General features: G+C 34.9%; 17 protein-coding genes. 8 read left to right on the forward strand and 9 right to left on the reverse strand.

Annotated features, from left to right (window positions below; all coding sequences use genetic code 11):
- Positions 1-3: 3 nt before the first annotated feature.
- Positions 4-531 carry a peptide-methionine (S)-S-oxide reductase MsrA gene (msrA, locus tag P6N22_RS06790; RefSeq protein WP_280331426.1) on the reverse strand — a complete coding sequence of 176 codons (528 nt, stop codon included), beginning with the start codon at positions 529-531 and terminating at the stop codon, positions 4-6.
- 105 nt (positions 532-636) lie between these two features.
- Between msrA and P6N22_RS06795 the strand changes: the two genes are divergently transcribed.
- The 4 genes from P6N22_RS06795 (at position 637) to P6N22_RS06810 (ending at position 5116) form a co-directional block, all read left to right on the forward strand.
- Positions 637-1212, forward strand: coding sequence for a class I SAM-dependent methyltransferase (locus P6N22_RS06795; protein WP_280331428.1), 576 nt, complete (start codon positions 637-639; stop codon positions 1210-1212).
- Entirely contained in the window at positions 1212-3014 is a 1803-nt protein-coding gene (asnB, locus tag P6N22_RS06800; protein WP_280331430.1) for an asparagine synthase (glutamine-hydrolyzing), read from the forward strand. The genes P6N22_RS06795 and asnB overlap by 1 nt, the downstream gene beginning before the upstream one ends.
- Positions 3011-3856: a DMT family transporter gene (locus P6N22_RS06805; RefSeq protein WP_280331432.1), complete on the forward strand. Its 846-nt coding sequence runs from the start codon at positions 3011-3013 to the stop codon at positions 3854-3856. Before asnB ends, P6N22_RS06805 begins: the two co-directional genes overlap by 4 nt.
- 78 nt (positions 3857-3934) lie before the next feature.
- Complete coding sequence (locus P6N22_RS06810; protein WP_280331434.1) at positions 3935-5116, forward strand: FAD-dependent oxidoreductase; 1182 nt, start codon at positions 3935-3937, stop codon at positions 5114-5116.
- A gap of 7 nt (positions 5117-5123) precedes the next feature.
- Here P6N22_RS06810 and P6N22_RS06815 read toward each other — a convergent pair whose 3' ends face one another.
- From P6N22_RS06815 to recA, 7 genes are all read right to left on the reverse strand, one after another.
- Positions 5124-6167 carry a CNNM domain-containing protein gene (locus P6N22_RS06815; protein ID WP_280331436.1) on the reverse strand — a complete coding sequence of 348 codons (1044 nt, stop codon included), beginning with the start codon at positions 6165-6167 and terminating at the stop codon, positions 5124-5126.
- Positions 6168-6180: 13 nt separating this feature from the next.
- Entirely contained in the window at positions 6181-7506 is a 1326-nt protein-coding gene (mgtE, locus tag P6N22_RS06820; RefSeq protein ID WP_280331438.1) for a magnesium transporter, read from the reverse strand.
- A 24-nt stretch (positions 7507-7530) separates the two neighbouring features.
- Complete coding sequence (locus tag P6N22_RS06825; protein WP_280331440.1) at positions 7531-8190, reverse strand: glucosaminidase domain-containing protein; 660 nt, start codon at positions 8188-8190, stop codon at positions 7531-7533.
- Between the two features lie 13 nt (positions 8191-8203).
- Positions 8204-8860 carry an AMIN domain-containing protein gene (locus P6N22_RS06830; RefSeq protein ID WP_280331443.1) on the reverse strand — a complete coding sequence of 219 codons (657 nt, stop codon included), beginning with the start codon at positions 8858-8860 and terminating at the stop codon, positions 8204-8206.
- A 43-nt stretch (positions 8861-8903) separates the two neighbouring features.
- A complete protein-coding gene (locus tag P6N22_RS06835; RefSeq protein WP_280331444.1) occupies positions 8904-9182 on the reverse strand; it encodes a hypothetical protein in 279 nt (92 codons plus the stop codon).
- 8 nt (positions 9183-9190) lie between these two features.
- Positions 9191-10456 carry a phosphopyruvate hydratase gene (gene eno, locus P6N22_RS06840; RefSeq protein ID WP_280331446.1) on the reverse strand — a complete coding sequence of 422 codons (1266 nt, stop codon included), beginning with the start codon at positions 10454-10456 and terminating at the stop codon, positions 9191-9193.
- Between the two features lie 65 nt (positions 10457-10521).
- Positions 10522-11568: a recombinase RecA gene (gene recA / locus P6N22_RS06845; protein WP_280331448.1), complete on the reverse strand. Its 1047-nt coding sequence runs from the start codon at positions 11566-11568 to the stop codon at positions 10522-10524.
- 179 nt (positions 11569-11747) lie between these two features.
- Here recA and P6N22_RS06850 point away from each other — a divergent pair, with 179 nt between their 5' ends.
- Genes P6N22_RS06850 through P6N22_RS06865 form a run of 4 tightly spaced genes read left to right on the forward strand, consistent with a single transcriptional unit; the run spans position 11748 to position 13937 of the window.
- Entirely contained in the window at positions 11748-11954 is a 207-nt protein-coding gene (locus tag P6N22_RS06850) for a hypothetical protein (protein WP_280331450.1), read from the forward strand.
- Between the two features lie 47 nt (positions 11955-12001).
- Positions 12002-12865 carry an MqnA/MqnD/SBP family protein gene (locus tag P6N22_RS06855; RefSeq protein WP_280331451.1) on the forward strand — a complete coding sequence of 288 codons (864 nt, stop codon included), beginning with the start codon at positions 12002-12004 and terminating at the stop codon, positions 12863-12865.
- Positions 12865-13131 carry a flagellar biosynthesis protein FliQ gene (gene fliQ, locus P6N22_RS06860; RefSeq protein WP_280331453.1) on the forward strand — a complete coding sequence of 89 codons (267 nt, stop codon included), beginning with the start codon at positions 12865-12867 and terminating at the stop codon, positions 13129-13131. Before P6N22_RS06855 ends, fliQ begins: the two co-directional genes overlap by 1 nt.
- Entirely contained in the window at positions 13131-13937 is an 807-nt protein-coding gene (locus tag P6N22_RS06865) for a UDP-N-acetylmuramate dehydrogenase (RefSeq protein WP_280331456.1), read from the forward strand. Before fliQ ends, P6N22_RS06865 begins: the two co-directional genes overlap by 1 nt.
- A 4-nt stretch (positions 13938-13941) precedes the next feature.
- On the opposite strand, the gene P6N22_RS06870 is transcribed toward P6N22_RS06865, so the two are convergent.
- A complete protein-coding gene (locus P6N22_RS06870) occupies positions 13942-14706 on the reverse strand; it encodes a TIGR04219 family outer membrane beta-barrel protein (RefSeq protein WP_280331458.1) in 765 nt (254 codons plus the stop codon).
- Between the last annotated feature and the right edge of the window lie 77 nt (positions 14707-14783).

A 14783-nucleotide genomic window follows, 5' to 3' on the forward strand; every position in this document is an offset into this window, starting at 1 on the left:
CCTTTATCCCAACTTTTCCGGAAAGTGTGTCATAAACTTTTGAAGCTTTGGAGCGATAACCACCTGGCAATATCCCTGCATAGGATTTAAATTGTAATAGTTTTGATGATACGCTTCTGCGGGATACACTTCTCCTAAAGGACTCACTTCAGTCACTATCTTTTCTGCAAAATCTTTTTGATGCTTTGCAATCGAGTTTTCTATAATAGTTTTTTCTTCCTCATCTGCATAATATATTACAGAACGGTACTGCGTTCCTTTATCTGCACCTTGTTGGTTCAGTGTTGTAGGATTATGTACGGCAAAGAAGATATCTAAAATCTCATCCAACTTGATAACCTCATTATCAAATTCAATATCAACTATCTCAGCGTGCCCAGTTGCTCCTGAACAAACGTTCTCATATGTAGGATTGGGACGTAAACCTCCGCTATAACCGCTTACTGCGGAGATCACACCTTTAACATTTCTGTATACTGCTTCAACACACCAAAAACAACCACCCCCTAAAACAATCCTTCTTTTATCCATGTATCCCTCTTTTTTTATGCTATTATTGCACAGTTTTCTTTTAGAATATAGTAGTGCGATTTTTATCTTAAAAACTTAAGTCTTTTACAATTATAAATAGGAAATATGATGCCTACAATTGACAATAAAACCTTTTATCTTGCCGCCATTAAAAAGTATGGACAAAGTGCTAAAGGTTTAAATTGGAACTCATCAGACACTCAAATTCTCCGTTTCGATAAACTCATAGAACTTTTGCCTAACAATCTTAATCGTTATACACTTACAGATGCCGGTTGTGGTTTCGGGGACTTTTATAACTATCTTGATCAAAAACCAAAAAGATATCTTGGATTAGATGCTTTAGAGGAGATGGTAACAATTGCAAAAGAAAATACTTTGCAAGAGATACTCAAATGTGATCTTCTCCAAGAGACACCGCCAGTAAGCGACTATATTGTCTGCAGTGGTGCTTTAAATATACTGACTAGATTTGAGACCACGATGTTTTTGCAAAACTGCTATAAATCTGCAAAAGAAGGATTTATTTTTAACTGCTTATACGGAGATCGAGAGAGTGATACTTTTAACTATCTAGATCAGGAGTTTATAGAGAAAATTGCCCTCTCATTAGGGGTAAATGAGGTAAAATACGTTCAAGATTACTTACCAAACGATATCACTGTAGGATTTTTTAGATAATGTGTGCAATTTTTGGAATTTTAGGGGAATACGACGAGCAAAAAGCAAAAAGCGCACTCTCTAAACTTGCGCACAGAGGACCTGATTTTTGCGGACTGACACAGGAAAAAAACATCTTCTTTGCACACCAAAGACTCTCTATCAATGATACTCACCATAGAAGTAACCAACCGCTTCGCTACAAAGATATTCTCCTTTCATTTAACGGGGAGATTTATAACTTTCAAGAGTTAAAAAAAGAACTCGATTTTGAGTTTCAAACAGAAGGTGACAGTGAAGTTATTATTGCTGCCTATCTCAAGTGGGGTATAGATTTTGTGCAGCATCTCCGTGGTATGTTTGCAATCGCTCTCAAAGACGGTGACAAACTTTACCTTTTTCGTGATAGACTTGGTAAAAAACCACTTTTTTATATGCAACAAAATAATGCACTCTACTTTGCTTCAGAACTGAAGGCACTCACACCGTTTTTAAGCAAAAAAGAGCTGAATGATGATGCAATGCTCAGCTATCTTAGCTTCCTAGCTCCCACTCCACCCAATACGTTTTATAAGGGAATTTATAAACTTGCTGCAGGAGAGTATCTAAGCTTTATCAACAATAAAGTCAAAGTAGAGAGATACTTCGATCTTTTAGACAACCCTTCTAATATCATAACTTCAAAAGAAGAAGCATTGACAAAAATTGAAGAACTTTTGGAAGAATCTATTTACATGCGCCTTGATACTCAAGTACCAACTGCAGCACTTCTTAGTGGAGGGATAGATAGTGCTACAATTAACTACTATGCACAAAAAAAAGGTTTAAGCCTACCCTCGTATACTCTTGGATATAAAGAGTTTGCAAAGTATGATGAACGTAGTAATGCTAAAGAGAGTGCAGAATTTTTAGGTATTGAAAATATTGAAGTGGAAATAGATCAAACAAGTTTTATTGAGAAGATCGACGAAGTATTCTACGCTTTGGATGAACCGCTTAACGATCCAGCCTCTGTCCCTTTGTATATGCTTTTTGAAAAGATTAAAGCTGATGGACACAAGGTGGTGATGAGCGGTGAGGGAAGCGACGAACTTTTCTTAGGCTACAGACAATATTTTGAATACCTTGACATAGAAAAAGCTGCAGTTTTAATGCACAAAAACTGGCTGAAAAAATATTTTCGCTCAAACTTCTCCATGAATCGGGAATGGGAGTGGTATAAACGTATCTTTGATGAGAGCCTGCTATTTAGAACATCAGGTGAGAAGTTTACCGATCTACAAAAGAACACCCTGCTTCGCAGAAACATAAGAGATGATGAGAGTCTGAAATATCTGCAACCGTACAGAGATCGTTTTGTAAACTCGACCCATTCTGACAACTCCATATGGTACAGTTATATAGATCTTAATCTCTTTCAAGCTGAGCATTTCTTGACAAAACTTGATCGCGTATCTATGGCGCATAGTATTGAGTCACGTACACCATTTTTAGATCACAAGCTTGCAGAGTGTATCTTTTCAATAGATCCGAAATTACGTTATCAAGATGGGAAAACAAAAGCCCTTTTAAAAGAGATAATGCAAAACAAACTCGATAGTAAAATATTAACAAGAAAGAAAAAAGGTTTTTCAAATCCATATATGGAGTATCTCATCAATTCAGAAGAGATCAATCTCATCACTGAAGTCAATGAGCAAACAGGTCTTTTCAAAGATGATGTTTTAGAGCGTTACATTCAGACAGCGGCAAAGGGAAGATTTAAACAACATCTTTGGGGTCTGTATAGCCTTAGTCACTTTCTAAAAAGAGAATTCCTATGAATAAGCTTATGATACTCGCTATGTTTTTTTGGGGAAGCGGCTGGAGTGCACTCAAAATACTCACCTATGAACTTCCTATGGATGTTGTCGTATTTTGGCGTTTTTTCTTTATGTCTTTGACATTTATCCCTGTGCTTATCTATTTTAATAAACCTCTGAGGCTAACAAAAGATTCGCTCAAATTTATCTTATCAAGTTCAGTCCTCAATGTCAGCTTTATGTTCTCTTCTTTTTACGGTATCAAATATGGCTTAGCGGGTGCAGGAAGTGTTATAATAACTACTTTTAGTCCAATTATGACTTTTTTACTTGTAGCTTTGTTATTTAGAAACAGATTACACAACAGACAATATTTTGGACTCCTTTTAGGGCTTGTTGGTGGGTATATACTTCTTCAGCTCAATGATTTTTCCCTCTTTTTAAATTCGGCAAACCTTTACTATCTGCTATGTGCTGTGATTTGGGCAGGTGTAACTGTACTTTCACAGCACTCGCAAAAACATATCCATCCCGTACATTACAGCTTTTTTATATCTGTCGTTGCAACTGTTTTTATGTTCTTTTATTCCTATGATTCAAACTTATCAGCCGTTTTTGATCAAGATCTGAAGTTTTGGAGTGCACTCATCTACCTGGCTGTCTTTGGACAAACGATAGCAACGACAATCTTTTTTATAGCAAGCGGTAAACTAGGAAGTGAAAAAACTAGTTCCTATATGTTCTTGGTACCTGTTTTTGCACTACTTAGTGCATCTGTTTTACTTGATGAATCTATGCAACTACATGTAATAGTCGGAGGGGTTATTAGTATGTTGGCAGTTTATTTTATTAATAAAAAATAATTTTTTCGATACATTGTTGTTAATATAAAGTTAAAAACAATTTTTATAAAATACACGATATTTCGAAAAGGGTCACATATGAAAAAAGTTTTAGTTCTTGGAGGAGGCTTTGCAGGTGTTGATGCTGCAATACATCTAAGAAAAAAAGGTTACAAAGTTACACTTGTAAGCGATCGAGACTATTTTTATATCTATCCTACTTCTATATGGGTGCCGACACGCAATGCCGAATTTAAAGACGTTTGTGTCGACCTAAAAGAACTACAGCAAGCACATGGGTTTGATTTGCTGATAGACGGTGTAAAAACGATTGCTTATAAAGAGAATAAAGTCACTTTAGAAAGTGGAATGCAGATTGAGGACTACGATTATCTCATACTTGCAATTGGTGCTTCAAAAATGCAGCCTAAAGGAGTTGAAAATACTCTCTCAATCTGCGGTGCCCCGGAGCAATCGCTTCTAATCCGCGATAAACTCGATGAACTGATTACAAAAGGAAGCGGAAAAATTGCAATGGGTTTTGGAGGCAATCCAAAAGACACTTCTGCAGTTCGTGGTGGTCCAGGGTTTGAGCTTATGTTCAATGTTCATCAACTCTTAAAACAAAAAGGGATCCGCCAGAACTTTGAACTTACATTTTTTGCCCCTATGCCTGAACCGGGTAAACGTATGGGACCTAAAGCACTTGCAATGATGGATATGTTTTTTACAAGACTGGATATTAAAAAACGATTCGGTAAAAAGATCACTCACTTTGAATCAGATAGTGTCGTGTTTGAGGATGAGAGTAAACTCGAAGCTGACTTTATTATGTTTATCCCTGCAGGAAACGGGCACAAAGTTGTACAAAGTTCCGATCTACCGCAAAATGATGCCGGATTTGTCAAAACAGACGACTATTCTTGTGTTATTGATGAAAACGGTTATATGACAAACGTCTATGCTGTCGGTGATGTTGCAGCACTCGAAGGGTATGAATGGCGTGCAAAACAGGGTCATATTGCCGAAGTTATGGCAAAAAATGCAGTACACAACATTTACCAAAGAGATAACGGCGGTTTTGATTTTAAAGGCTATCACGAGCATCTCAATATCTTATGTGTAATGGATAGCGGTGACGGTGCTGCTTTTGTTTACAGAGATGAAAAACGTGCCTTTATGCTTCCTCTGCCTTTTATTGGACACTGGCTAAAAAAAGGGTGGGGATTTTACTGTAGGAATTCAAAACTCGGGAAAATCCCAAGAATTCCAGGTATGTAACAAGAGCTTATTGCTCTTCTTGCAGTCTTCTTTTGAGCTTCATTTTTCTTTTTGCAAGCTCGCGCATATCTTCGGTTGTATCACTCTCATCCATAATCTCAACTCCTAAAATTGTCTCAACACAATCCTCTAAAGTCACAATCCCTTCCGTTTGATCATAGTTATCACGAACAAGGAACATATGATCTTTTTTTGCAATAAACATATCAAGTGCTTTTGATACCGGAATTTTTTCATTGATTGAAAAAATATCTTTTTTAATCACAGTCAAAGGTACACTGTCATCAATAAGCGCCTGTTTAAATATCTTCTTTGTAAGCACTATACCTGTCACCTCTTCAATTGAGTTTTTAAAGACAGGGATACGTGAAAATTTAAAAATAGCCGGTTGTGTATTCACAACTTCTTTAATTGTCATATTCTCATCAAGTGCGAAAACAACACTTCTCGGTGTTAATACTTCTGCAACTTTAATCTCGCGAAGTTTTAAAATATTTTCAATTACCTCTGATTCTTTCTCATCGATAACACCTTCATCCTCACTCAAAAGCATACTTTCTAAAAGTTCCTCTTTCGTCATCGTATGTGCGTTTTTTTTACCTTTTGAAATCTTATTTGTTACTGCCAATGTAAGTAAAATAACAGGGTATGTAAACCAGATAAACACACGGATGAAATATGCTGCTGCAGGAGCTAAACTTTTCCAATAAATAGCCCCTATAGTTTTAGGGATAATTTCCGATAAAAATAAAATTGCAAATGTTAAAATAACAGAAACATATACCACTGCATCATTTCCGAAAATCTTTGCGGCTTGTGCACCGACAGCTGCAGCACCTAAAGTATTTGCAATGGTATTTAAAATTAAAATAGAAGCTATAGATTTGTTTATATTCTCTTTTTGAATACGAAGTAATATACCTATATTTGGTCTTTCTTTCTCCATTACTGCCACGTAAGACATATTGATGGATAAAAGTACAGATTCTAAAACTGAACATAAAAACGATACACCAACTGAAAGAAGGAAAAACAGTATCAATAAATCCAAATGATTACTCTCTTTATAATAAAATATATGTTGCTAAGCCTAAAAAACTAAAAAAGCCGACTACATCGGTTACAGTGGTCAAGATAACCGTACTTCCGATCGCCGGATCAATTTTTAGCACTTTAAGTCCTAGTGGCACTACGGCCCCAAAAAAACCTGCCATTAACAGGTTTATGATCATACTAAGCCCTATAACAAGCCCTAACATACTTATATCGAACCACAGCCATGCTATAAGTCCCATGACTATAGCAAAAACCAGTCCGTTCATAAGCGCAATAAAGATCTCTTTTTTTAATATCCTTAAAGCATCACCGTTAGAGATATCTCCCAAAGCTAACTGACGTACAACAACCGTTAGCGTTTGTGTTCCCGCATTGCCTCCCATAGATGCGACTATCGGCATCAAAACAGCAAGTGCTACCAAACTTTGCAGTGTTTGCTCAAACATACCGATTACTAAAGAAGCTATTATTGCTGTTACAAGATTTATTCCAAGCCATGTAGCACGCTTTTGCCCTGCCACTAACACATCATCCTCTTCCGCTTCGTCATCGACACCGGCAAGTTTATACATCTGTTCTGTTGCATGTTCGTTAATAATATCATAAATATCATCCGATGTGATACGTCCTAACAGTTTTCCATCACCGTTGACAACAGGCATAACAGAGAGGTCATACTCTTCAAAATAATGTACAACTTCTTTAATATCTTCAGTATCTAAAGCTTTTTTCGGTTCAAAAGTCTCTTCACTCTCTTCAATATTTTCTTTGATTGTTTTTGAAAAATTAAAAATTAAAAGATCATCCAAACCGACTGCATATAAAAGTTTATTTCTTCTATCAACTACAAAAAGATTCTGAACATTTTCAAGTTCATGCTCTTTACGAAGTTTTGCAAACCTTTTGATTACATCTTGAACAACTTCATCTTCATACGATGTAAATACTTCCAGCTGCATGTATGCACCGGCTTCATCTTCATCATAACTTTGAAGTGTTTCAATCTCTTCTTTATTCTCTTCGTCAAGCTTTTTGAAAACCTCTGCAGCAACCTCTTCATCTATATCTTCTAGTTCTTCTAAGAATTCTACCTGGTCATCTGTTTCTAGTTCGTTAACTGCATGTAAAAGTTCATCAATACTTAAGTTGCCTACTACATCTTCGAAATATCTATCTGGAAGTGCTAGTGCAACGTCACCGATAATATCTTTAGGAACAAGTTTTATGGCACGCTTAAACTCTTCTGCATTGAGTTCTTTTAAAAGCTTTGCTATATCTGAGGGATGCATCTCTACATCATCATGTGTTTGTAAATATTTTTCTATCTCTTCCATTAATGTAATTATAACTTAGTTGGGTTACTTTTTATCATATTTCATAAGCTTATTATATTTTATAATGCTCTTTATTTCATCTACGTAGGACTCACCACGTTCGGAGTATCCATCCAATCCTTTAATTATTTCAAATACATTACTGCTTGAATAATTTAATTCTCGAAGATTTTGATAACGTTTTCCACGCCCGAGTGTTAAATAGTATCCTCTTACTGAATCTTCTAACGAACTATATTTTTTTACCCATACCGTGGTGTTGTTATCTCTTTTTTCCTTAGCGGCAATCCGCTGTTCCTTTTTACTGACACTCCACATTCCGAATAAATTGTTCCCAAGAAGAAAAAAACGGGATGTGCCCCATGCACTCTCCATAGCCGCCTGAGCTATCGTGATACTTTTAGGTTGTGGTTTCAAAGCCATAAGCAGTTCTTCATTTGTCTTAACTTTGTAATATTGCTTTAATTCTTCTATTTTTTCGTTATTTTTATTTCGATTTAAATCAGTACTGATTTTTTTATATTCGTTATATCGTTCTTTATATATTTTATCAATAATAGGTACAACTAAGGCATAAAATCGTTGTTTTTTCTCTGTAACACTTATATTTTTAGAGGTTTTAATATAAGCATCTGCATGTGCATCAAGATATAGCAAAGTAACAATTAAAAAGAATTTTTTCATACCCTACCTAATTTTAATAAAGAGTAAAAAGATAGCCGCTTTTTGTAGAGACTTTTTTGTATCTATAACTGCCATCAAGCTCAATAACTACTCTATAATAGCCTTTATGTGTACCAATTTTGATAGATCTTACATCTTCATCTTTTACTTTTTTTATATAACTTCTTATATCAGTCTCTCTCTTAAAATCACACACTATTCTATGAGGATTAACTAGCAAGAATGTACGTAGTACTTTATCTTCAGTATCTATTTTTATCTCATTTTTATATATGTTAAATTTTATAAATGGCAGAGACACAATTTCTTTATAAATTTTTTTTACTTTTTTAGTTTCTACTTGTTTTGTAGGTTGTTTTAGAGAACTATTATCATTCTTCTCATCTTGATAATTTTGTGTAATAAATATAGGTAAATGCCAATCAATACTATTTTGCAGTTCAATTGTCTTTTGTGCAATACTACCGTCTAAATTTTTATAACTGACAGTTACACTCTCAATAGTTCTTGCAGTTGAAGGTAGTTGTATACTAGCACGTTTTAACGGTACATCTTCTTCATATTGATTTGTTGTTAATGGTATATCTTCGGCTTCTATTGGAAAGAATGGATTTTCTCTTGAAAAAAGTATTGTAGAAAGAAATAAGAATAAAAAAAGCTGCCTACCCATTATAAAAACCTATTTTTTGTAAACATTATATCACAAATCCCTTTTACTGTGCAGAGATCTCTTTAAGCTCAAAATATTCACGTTGTAATTCAGCATTTTCAGACTTTAGTCTTACGACTTCATTTTGGAGATATGTTTCATAATCTTGAAGATTTAGTAGTACCTCTACGGAATTTGTACCATAGAGGATAATACCTAAGTAGACACCAAAGGTTATAACTATAAAAACAAGTAAAAAGAACTTTTTTAGAGAAAGGCCGAGATATTTTTGAACAATATTCTGCTGAGTATCGATCTCCTCAAAAAGTTCTTCTTGCTGCATCATAACTCTTAGTTAAAAAGTGTAGAACCTAAATACTCACCATAAAAAACTTCGTTTTCTATCTCAAGAAGACGGTTGTATTTTGCAGTTCTTTCACCACGTGCAGTTGAACCTGTTTTAATCTCACCACAGTTTAGTGCAACAGCAAAATCAGCAATAAATGCATCTTCACTCTCACCAGAACGATGAGACATTACACATTTATACCCGTTTCTTTGTGCTAAACGTACAGTAAGCATAGTTTCACTTACAGAACCAATTTGATTTGGTTTAATTAAAATAGCATTACCAATACCTTTTTGGATACCTTCTGCTAAGATATTTGCATTTGTAACGAAAAGATCATCACCTACTAACTGAACCTTATCACCAAGTCTGTCAGTAAGAATTTTCCAACCGTCCCAGTCATCTTCACTTAGACCGTCTTCTATAGAAACGATTGGGTATTTAGCACATAAATCTTCATAATAAGATACTAATTCTTCTGAAGTAACAGTTCTGTTTTCAGATTCTAGTCTGTATCCACCCTCAACTACAAGTTCACTTGAAGCAACATCTAATGCAATTGCAATTTGCTCTCCGGCTTTGTATCCAGCTTTTTCAATTGCTTCCATGATAACTTGAATAGGTTCTTCATTCGAACTTAAATCCGGTGCGAAACCACCTTCATCACCAAGTGCAGTATTGTGGTTTTTATCTTTTAAAATCTTTTTGAGGTTATGATATACTTCAGCAGATGCTCTTAATGATTCTGCAAAGTCATTAAAACCAACCGGCATAATCATATATTCTTGGAAATCTACTGAATTGTCAGCATGGCTTCCACCGTTAATAATGTTAAGCATCGGTACAGGCATAACCATAGCATTAGCACCACCTAAATAACGGTAAAGAGGGATATTTAAACTTGTTGCAGCAGCGCGAGCAACAGCCATTGAAACACCGAGGACTGCATTTGCACCTAAATTTGAATAGTTATCAGTTCCATCAAGCTCTTTCATTGTAGCATCAATAATTGCTTGATTAAATGGACTCATACCGATTAAAGCGTCTGATATTTGAGAATTTACGTTTTCAACTGCTTGTAAAACACCTTTACCCATATATCTATCGCCACCATCACGAAGCTCTAATGCTTCACGCTTACCAGTACTTGCTCCACTTGGTACAATTGCACTCTCAACTGTACCATCGCTTAGTCTAACTGTAGCTTTTACAGTTGGATTACCACGAGAATCCATTACTTCGATTGCACTTACGTCATCTATGAACATTTATCTGCCTTTTTATAAATTATTAGTGCAATTTTAGCAAAATTTGTTTAAATCTTAGTTTATGCCTACAGATCATCCTCTGTAGCTTCAGCTATCTCTGAGGTATCCATAGTCATAAGAGAGCTGATACCCATTGCAACTTTGATTTTTTCTTCGATTTCACGTGCAAGTTCTGGTTCCTCTTTGAACTTTAGCTTCACATTTTCACGACCTTGTCCAAGTTTTGTTTCACCGTAGCTAAACCATGCACCGCTTTTGTCAATTATGTCTAGTTTCACACCGTAATCACAGAGTTCACCCTCTTTAGAGATCCCTTCACCGAACATAATGTCAAACTCAGCTTGTCTAAACGGAGGTGCTACTTTATTTTTAATTACTTTTGCTTTTACGCGGTTACCGATTTGTGCTTCACCCTGTTTGAGTGATGCGATACGACGAACATCAATTCTTACCGATGCATAGAATTTTAAAGCATTTCCACCTGTAGTTGTTTCAGGTGTTCCATATCCCATCATACCGATTTTCATACGGATTTGGTTAATGAAAATAACAGTACAGTTCATTTTATTTAAAACACCTGTCAGTTTTCTCAGTGCTTTTGACATTAAACGAGCTTGCACACCAACTTGCTGATCGTTCATTTCACCTTCAAGCTCAACTTTCGGTGTAAGTGCAGCAACAGAGTCGATTACGATTAAATCAACCGCCCCACTACGTGCTATCGTTTCAACAATATCTAAAGCTTGTTCACCGTAATCAGGTTGAGAGACTAAAAGATTATCAATATCTACACCTAGATTTTTTGCATATACAACATCTAAAGCATGTTCTGCATCAATAAATGCGCAAACACCACCGTTTTTTTGACACTCTGCAGTAATTTGAAGTGCCAGTGTTGTTTTACCAGAACTCTCTGGACCATATACTTCAATAACTCTTCCTTGCGGTACTCCGCCTATACCAAGTGCAAGGTCAAGTCCCAATGAACCTGTAGAGATCGCCTGAATAGGTTCTATCTCTTTATCCCCTAAACGCATTAAAGCACCTTTACCAAATGCTTTATCTATTTGTTTAATTGCTAAGTCGAGTGATTTTTGTTTGTTTGCATCCATGATTTATGCTCACTTATTTGAAATTTGGGAAATTATAGTAAAACTTTTTTTGTATTACTATTAATATGGCAAATTGTCATATTTTTAAAATAATATTTTTTATGATAATTATTATTAATTTGACTTATCATTTTATTTGATGTATTATTGGTAAATATTTTCATCACGAAGGGGTTTTTATGAAACAATTATTTGTAGTTGTAGTACTCGCTATAGTATCAATCAACGTAACAGCTTCAGAGTCACATTCAAAATATGATCCGGCTTTATGTAAAGTTTTTCAGAATAAAATAAAAACTTATGAAAAAAAGATGCGTGATGATTCTTACGCTAGAACTACTTTAGAATCCTATAAAAAAAGAGCTAAGATCTATTGTACAAAATAGTTACAGTGTAAGTGCTTTTTTAGTCTGATTGGGCTAAAATATTTTTCATGAAAAAAACACTTATAGCACACTCACCTGACGCCGACGATATCTTTATGTACTATGCCATCAAGTTTGGCTGGGTAGATATGAAAGATACTCATTTTGATAATATTGCAAAAGATATACAAACACTTAATGAAGATGCACTCAATGGTGTTTATGATATTGTAGCTATAAGTTTTGCACTCTACCCTTTAATAGCTAAAGAATATGCTCCTCTTAGAACAGCGGTAAGTTTCGGTGAGGGTTACGGTCCTAAAATTATTAAGAAAAAAGGGACAAATCTCAAACGTAATTTTAAAGTAGCACTGAGTGGCAAACACACAACCAATGCTATGTTATTTCGCATAGCTTATCCTGATGCTCGCATTACTTATATGAATTTTTTAGATATTGAACAAGCTGTACTTGACGGTAAAGTTGATGCAGGTGTACTTATCCACGAATCAATTCTTACATATGATGACCAATTAGAAGTTGAACGTGAAATGTGGGATATATGGCAGGAACTTTCAGGTGGTGGTCTGCCGCTTCCTCTCGGTGGTATGGCAATTCGCCGTTCTATTCCTCTTACAAAGGCAATAGAGTATGAATCAACACTAACAAAAGCCGTTGATGTCGCACGTAAACATAAAGAGAGACTCTCAGAGATGCTTTTAGAACGTAACTTAGTACGTATCGACGCTCCAACTCTTGATAAGTACCTTGAACTTTATGCCAATGATGAAAGTGTCAGTTTAAGTCCTATTCAATACAAAGCGATAGATAAACTTTTTGAAATAGGTTACAAACACGGTTTTTATGATACACTTGTAAAAGTAGAAGATTATCTCATCCCTACGGAATATAAAGAGTTAAGGTACTCATAATGGAAGCAAAACTGATCGCCCTTGGCGTTGAGACGTTTAAAATTGCACTTATTCTCGCACTTCCTGCGTTACTTGTAGGTATGCTTCTAGGTCTAATCGTTTCTATTTTTCAAGCTACTACACAGATTAATGAGATGACTCTTTCGTTTATTCCAAAAATTTTAGGCGTTGTTATTATCATTGTTTTAACCATGCCTTGGATGATTAATGAGATGCGGGACTTTTCTCTGCAGGTTTTCAATATGATTCCAGATTTTATTGAGTAATGAAATATAAATCTATAAACTTTAAAAACTACTCCTCTTTTAAAATCGGTGATACTTTTGATGTAGCTCTCTTTGAAAAAGGAGATACTCAGTACAAAAACTTTTATCTTATAGGCTCATGCAACAATACCCTTATTGGTCATAATCCACCTCCACTTATGATGCTCTCAAAAGATTTCGATTATATCAAAATAGAAAACAATCAGCTTAAAATCGGGGGAGCGACTCCATCAGGAAAAATTGCATCATTTTGTAAAAAACATAATATTGCAAACTTTGAGTTTGTAAGTCATCTGCCTGGAAAACTAGGCGGTTTAGTTTATATGAATGCAGGACTAAAAGAATATGAGATCTTTAACCAGCTTATAAATATCACTACACCAAATGGTAGCAAACAAAAAGATGAAATAGAATTTGGCTACAGATATACAAATATTTCTGAACCAATTTTAGAAGCAACTTTTAAACTGGAATATGGATTTGATGAAAATAAAGTTTCTATGTTTAAAAAAATGCGTTCTAACCAACCATCAACACCATCGGCAGGGAGTTGTTTTAAAAATCCTCAAGGTGATTATGCGGGTAGATTAATCGAAGCTGTAGGACTTAAAGGAAAACGTATAGGAGATATGGCTTTTAGCGAAGAACATGCAAATTTCTTGGTAAATTACGGTGAAGGTAAATTTGAAGATGCAATTAGCCTTATCAAAGAAGCACAAAAACTTGTAAAAAAAGAATTTGCTATAAATCTAGAGTGTGAGATTATTATTCTAGATCAAGAGTATCTTGGGAAAAAGATACTCTAAAATATTAAAAACGTAGCATTAAACCGCCATAAACCCCGGAAAATTTTAAATCTGCTTTTGTTTTCTCATCATCTGTTTCAATGACATAACTTTGTTTTCTATATCCTAATTCTATCGCAGGCTGTACGACCGGAGAGATATCAAATGTATAATCAATTTTTACTCTAAAATCTGATAAAGTAGAACCTTTATAGGTGATATATTTTATATCTGATTCTAATCCTATATCAGTTGATGGAATCTCAACACGAGCTCTTGCATATCCCATCGGTACAGGTAATAAAGCCGTGTCTTTATAGTTACTGATTCCAGGGACAGTATTTACATTTACTCCATTTGCTTCAAAGGTTACATCTAGAACTTTAATATCTAAACCAATATCTAGTGTTACCCAACCTGTGTTATCTAAAATGTTATAGTAAGGGATAACATCATACTGATTCAACTTATATGAACCAGTTGTTAAACTACCAGCAGTAAAGTCTTTAAACGTTCCGCTTAGAGTCCCTTTGTCCTCTACGCTAGTATATTCTAACCTTAAATTTGGTATAACAGGCATAGGATGTTTAATAAGCATCCATGCATATGCTGATGTTTTTTTTGTTTCATTACTCGTGTATGTACCAGTTAAAATACCATTAGTGTATTTAATTGTCCCTGTTGGTTTATTTTGCCATGCACCAACACCCATTTCTATTCTTGTAAAATCTGCATTTGTTACAACTGCCAATGCTGAAAGAGCTGTTAAAGTAGCTATGATTTTTTTCATAATACTCCTTTGAAATATATATTTTATTATAGCAAATATTTAAAATAAGGAAAATAAAGCGGTTGGGGTCATAAAGA

The sequence above is a fragment of the Sulfurimonas sp. C5 genome, assembly GCF_029872055.1.
In the GTDB taxonomy this organism is placed as follows: domain Bacteria; phylum Campylobacterota; class Campylobacteria; order Campylobacterales; family Sulfurimonadaceae; genus Sulfurimonas.

What these genes read in the sequence shown, in the direction of transcription:
- P6N22_RS06855 (WP_280331451.1), top strand. Translation starts at nt 12,002, where the DNA reads ATGAAAAAAACACTTATAGCACACTCACCTGACGCCGACGATATCTTT.
- P6N22_RS06830 (WP_280331443.1), bottom strand. Translation starts at nt 8,860, where the DNA reads ATGGGTAGGCAGCTTTTTTTATTCTTATTTCTTTCTACAATACTTTTT.
- P6N22_RS06870 (WP_280331458.1), bottom strand. Translation starts at nt 14,706, where the DNA reads ATGAAAAAAATCATAGCTACTTTAACAGCTCTTTCAGCATTGGCAGTT.
- P6N22_RS06850 (WP_280331450.1), top strand. Translation starts at nt 11,748, where the DNA reads ATGAAACAATTATTTGTAGTTGTAGTACTCGCTATAGTATCAATCAAC.
- eno (WP_280331446.1), bottom strand. Translation starts at nt 10,456, where the DNA reads ATGTTCATAGATGACGTAAGTGCAATCGAAGTAATGGATTCTCGTGGT.
- P6N22_RS06795 (WP_280331428.1), top strand. Translation starts at nt 637, where the DNA reads ATGATGCCTACAATTGACAATAAAACCTTTTATCTTGCCGCCATTAAA.
- P6N22_RS06865 (WP_280331456.1), top strand. Translation starts at nt 13,131, where the DNA reads ATGAAATATAAATCTATAAACTTTAAAAACTACTCCTCTTTTAAAATC.
- P6N22_RS06825 (WP_280331440.1), bottom strand. Translation starts at nt 8,190, where the DNA reads ATGAAAAAATTCTTTTTAATTGTTACTTTGCTATATCTTGATGCACAT.
- msrA (WP_280331426.1), bottom strand. Translation starts at nt 531, where the DNA reads ATGGATAAAAGAAGGATTGTTTTAGGGGGTGGTTGTTTTTGGTGTGTT.
- mgtE (WP_280331438.1), bottom strand. Translation starts at nt 7,506, where the DNA reads ATGGAAGAGATAGAAAAATATTTACAAACACATGATGATGTAGAGATG.
- P6N22_RS06810 (WP_280331434.1), top strand. Translation starts at nt 3,935, where the DNA reads ATGAAAAAAGTTTTAGTTCTTGGAGGAGGCTTTGCAGGTGTTGATGCT.
- P6N22_RS06805 (WP_280331432.1), top strand. Translation starts at nt 3,011, where the DNA reads ATGAATAAGCTTATGATACTCGCTATGTTTTTTTGGGGAAGCGGCTGG.
- P6N22_RS06835 (WP_280331444.1), bottom strand. Translation starts at nt 9,182, where the DNA reads ATGCAGCAAGAAGAACTTTTTGAGGAGATCGATACTCAGCAGAATATT.
- fliQ (WP_280331453.1), top strand. Translation starts at nt 12,865, where the DNA reads ATGGAAGCAAAACTGATCGCCCTTGGCGTTGAGACGTTTAAAATTGCA.
- asnB (WP_280331430.1), top strand. Translation starts at nt 1,212, where the DNA reads ATGTGTGCAATTTTTGGAATTTTAGGGGAATACGACGAGCAAAAAGCA.
- recA (WP_280331448.1), bottom strand. Translation starts at nt 11,568, where the DNA reads ATGGATGCAAACAAACAAAAATCACTCGACTTAGCAATTAAACAAATA.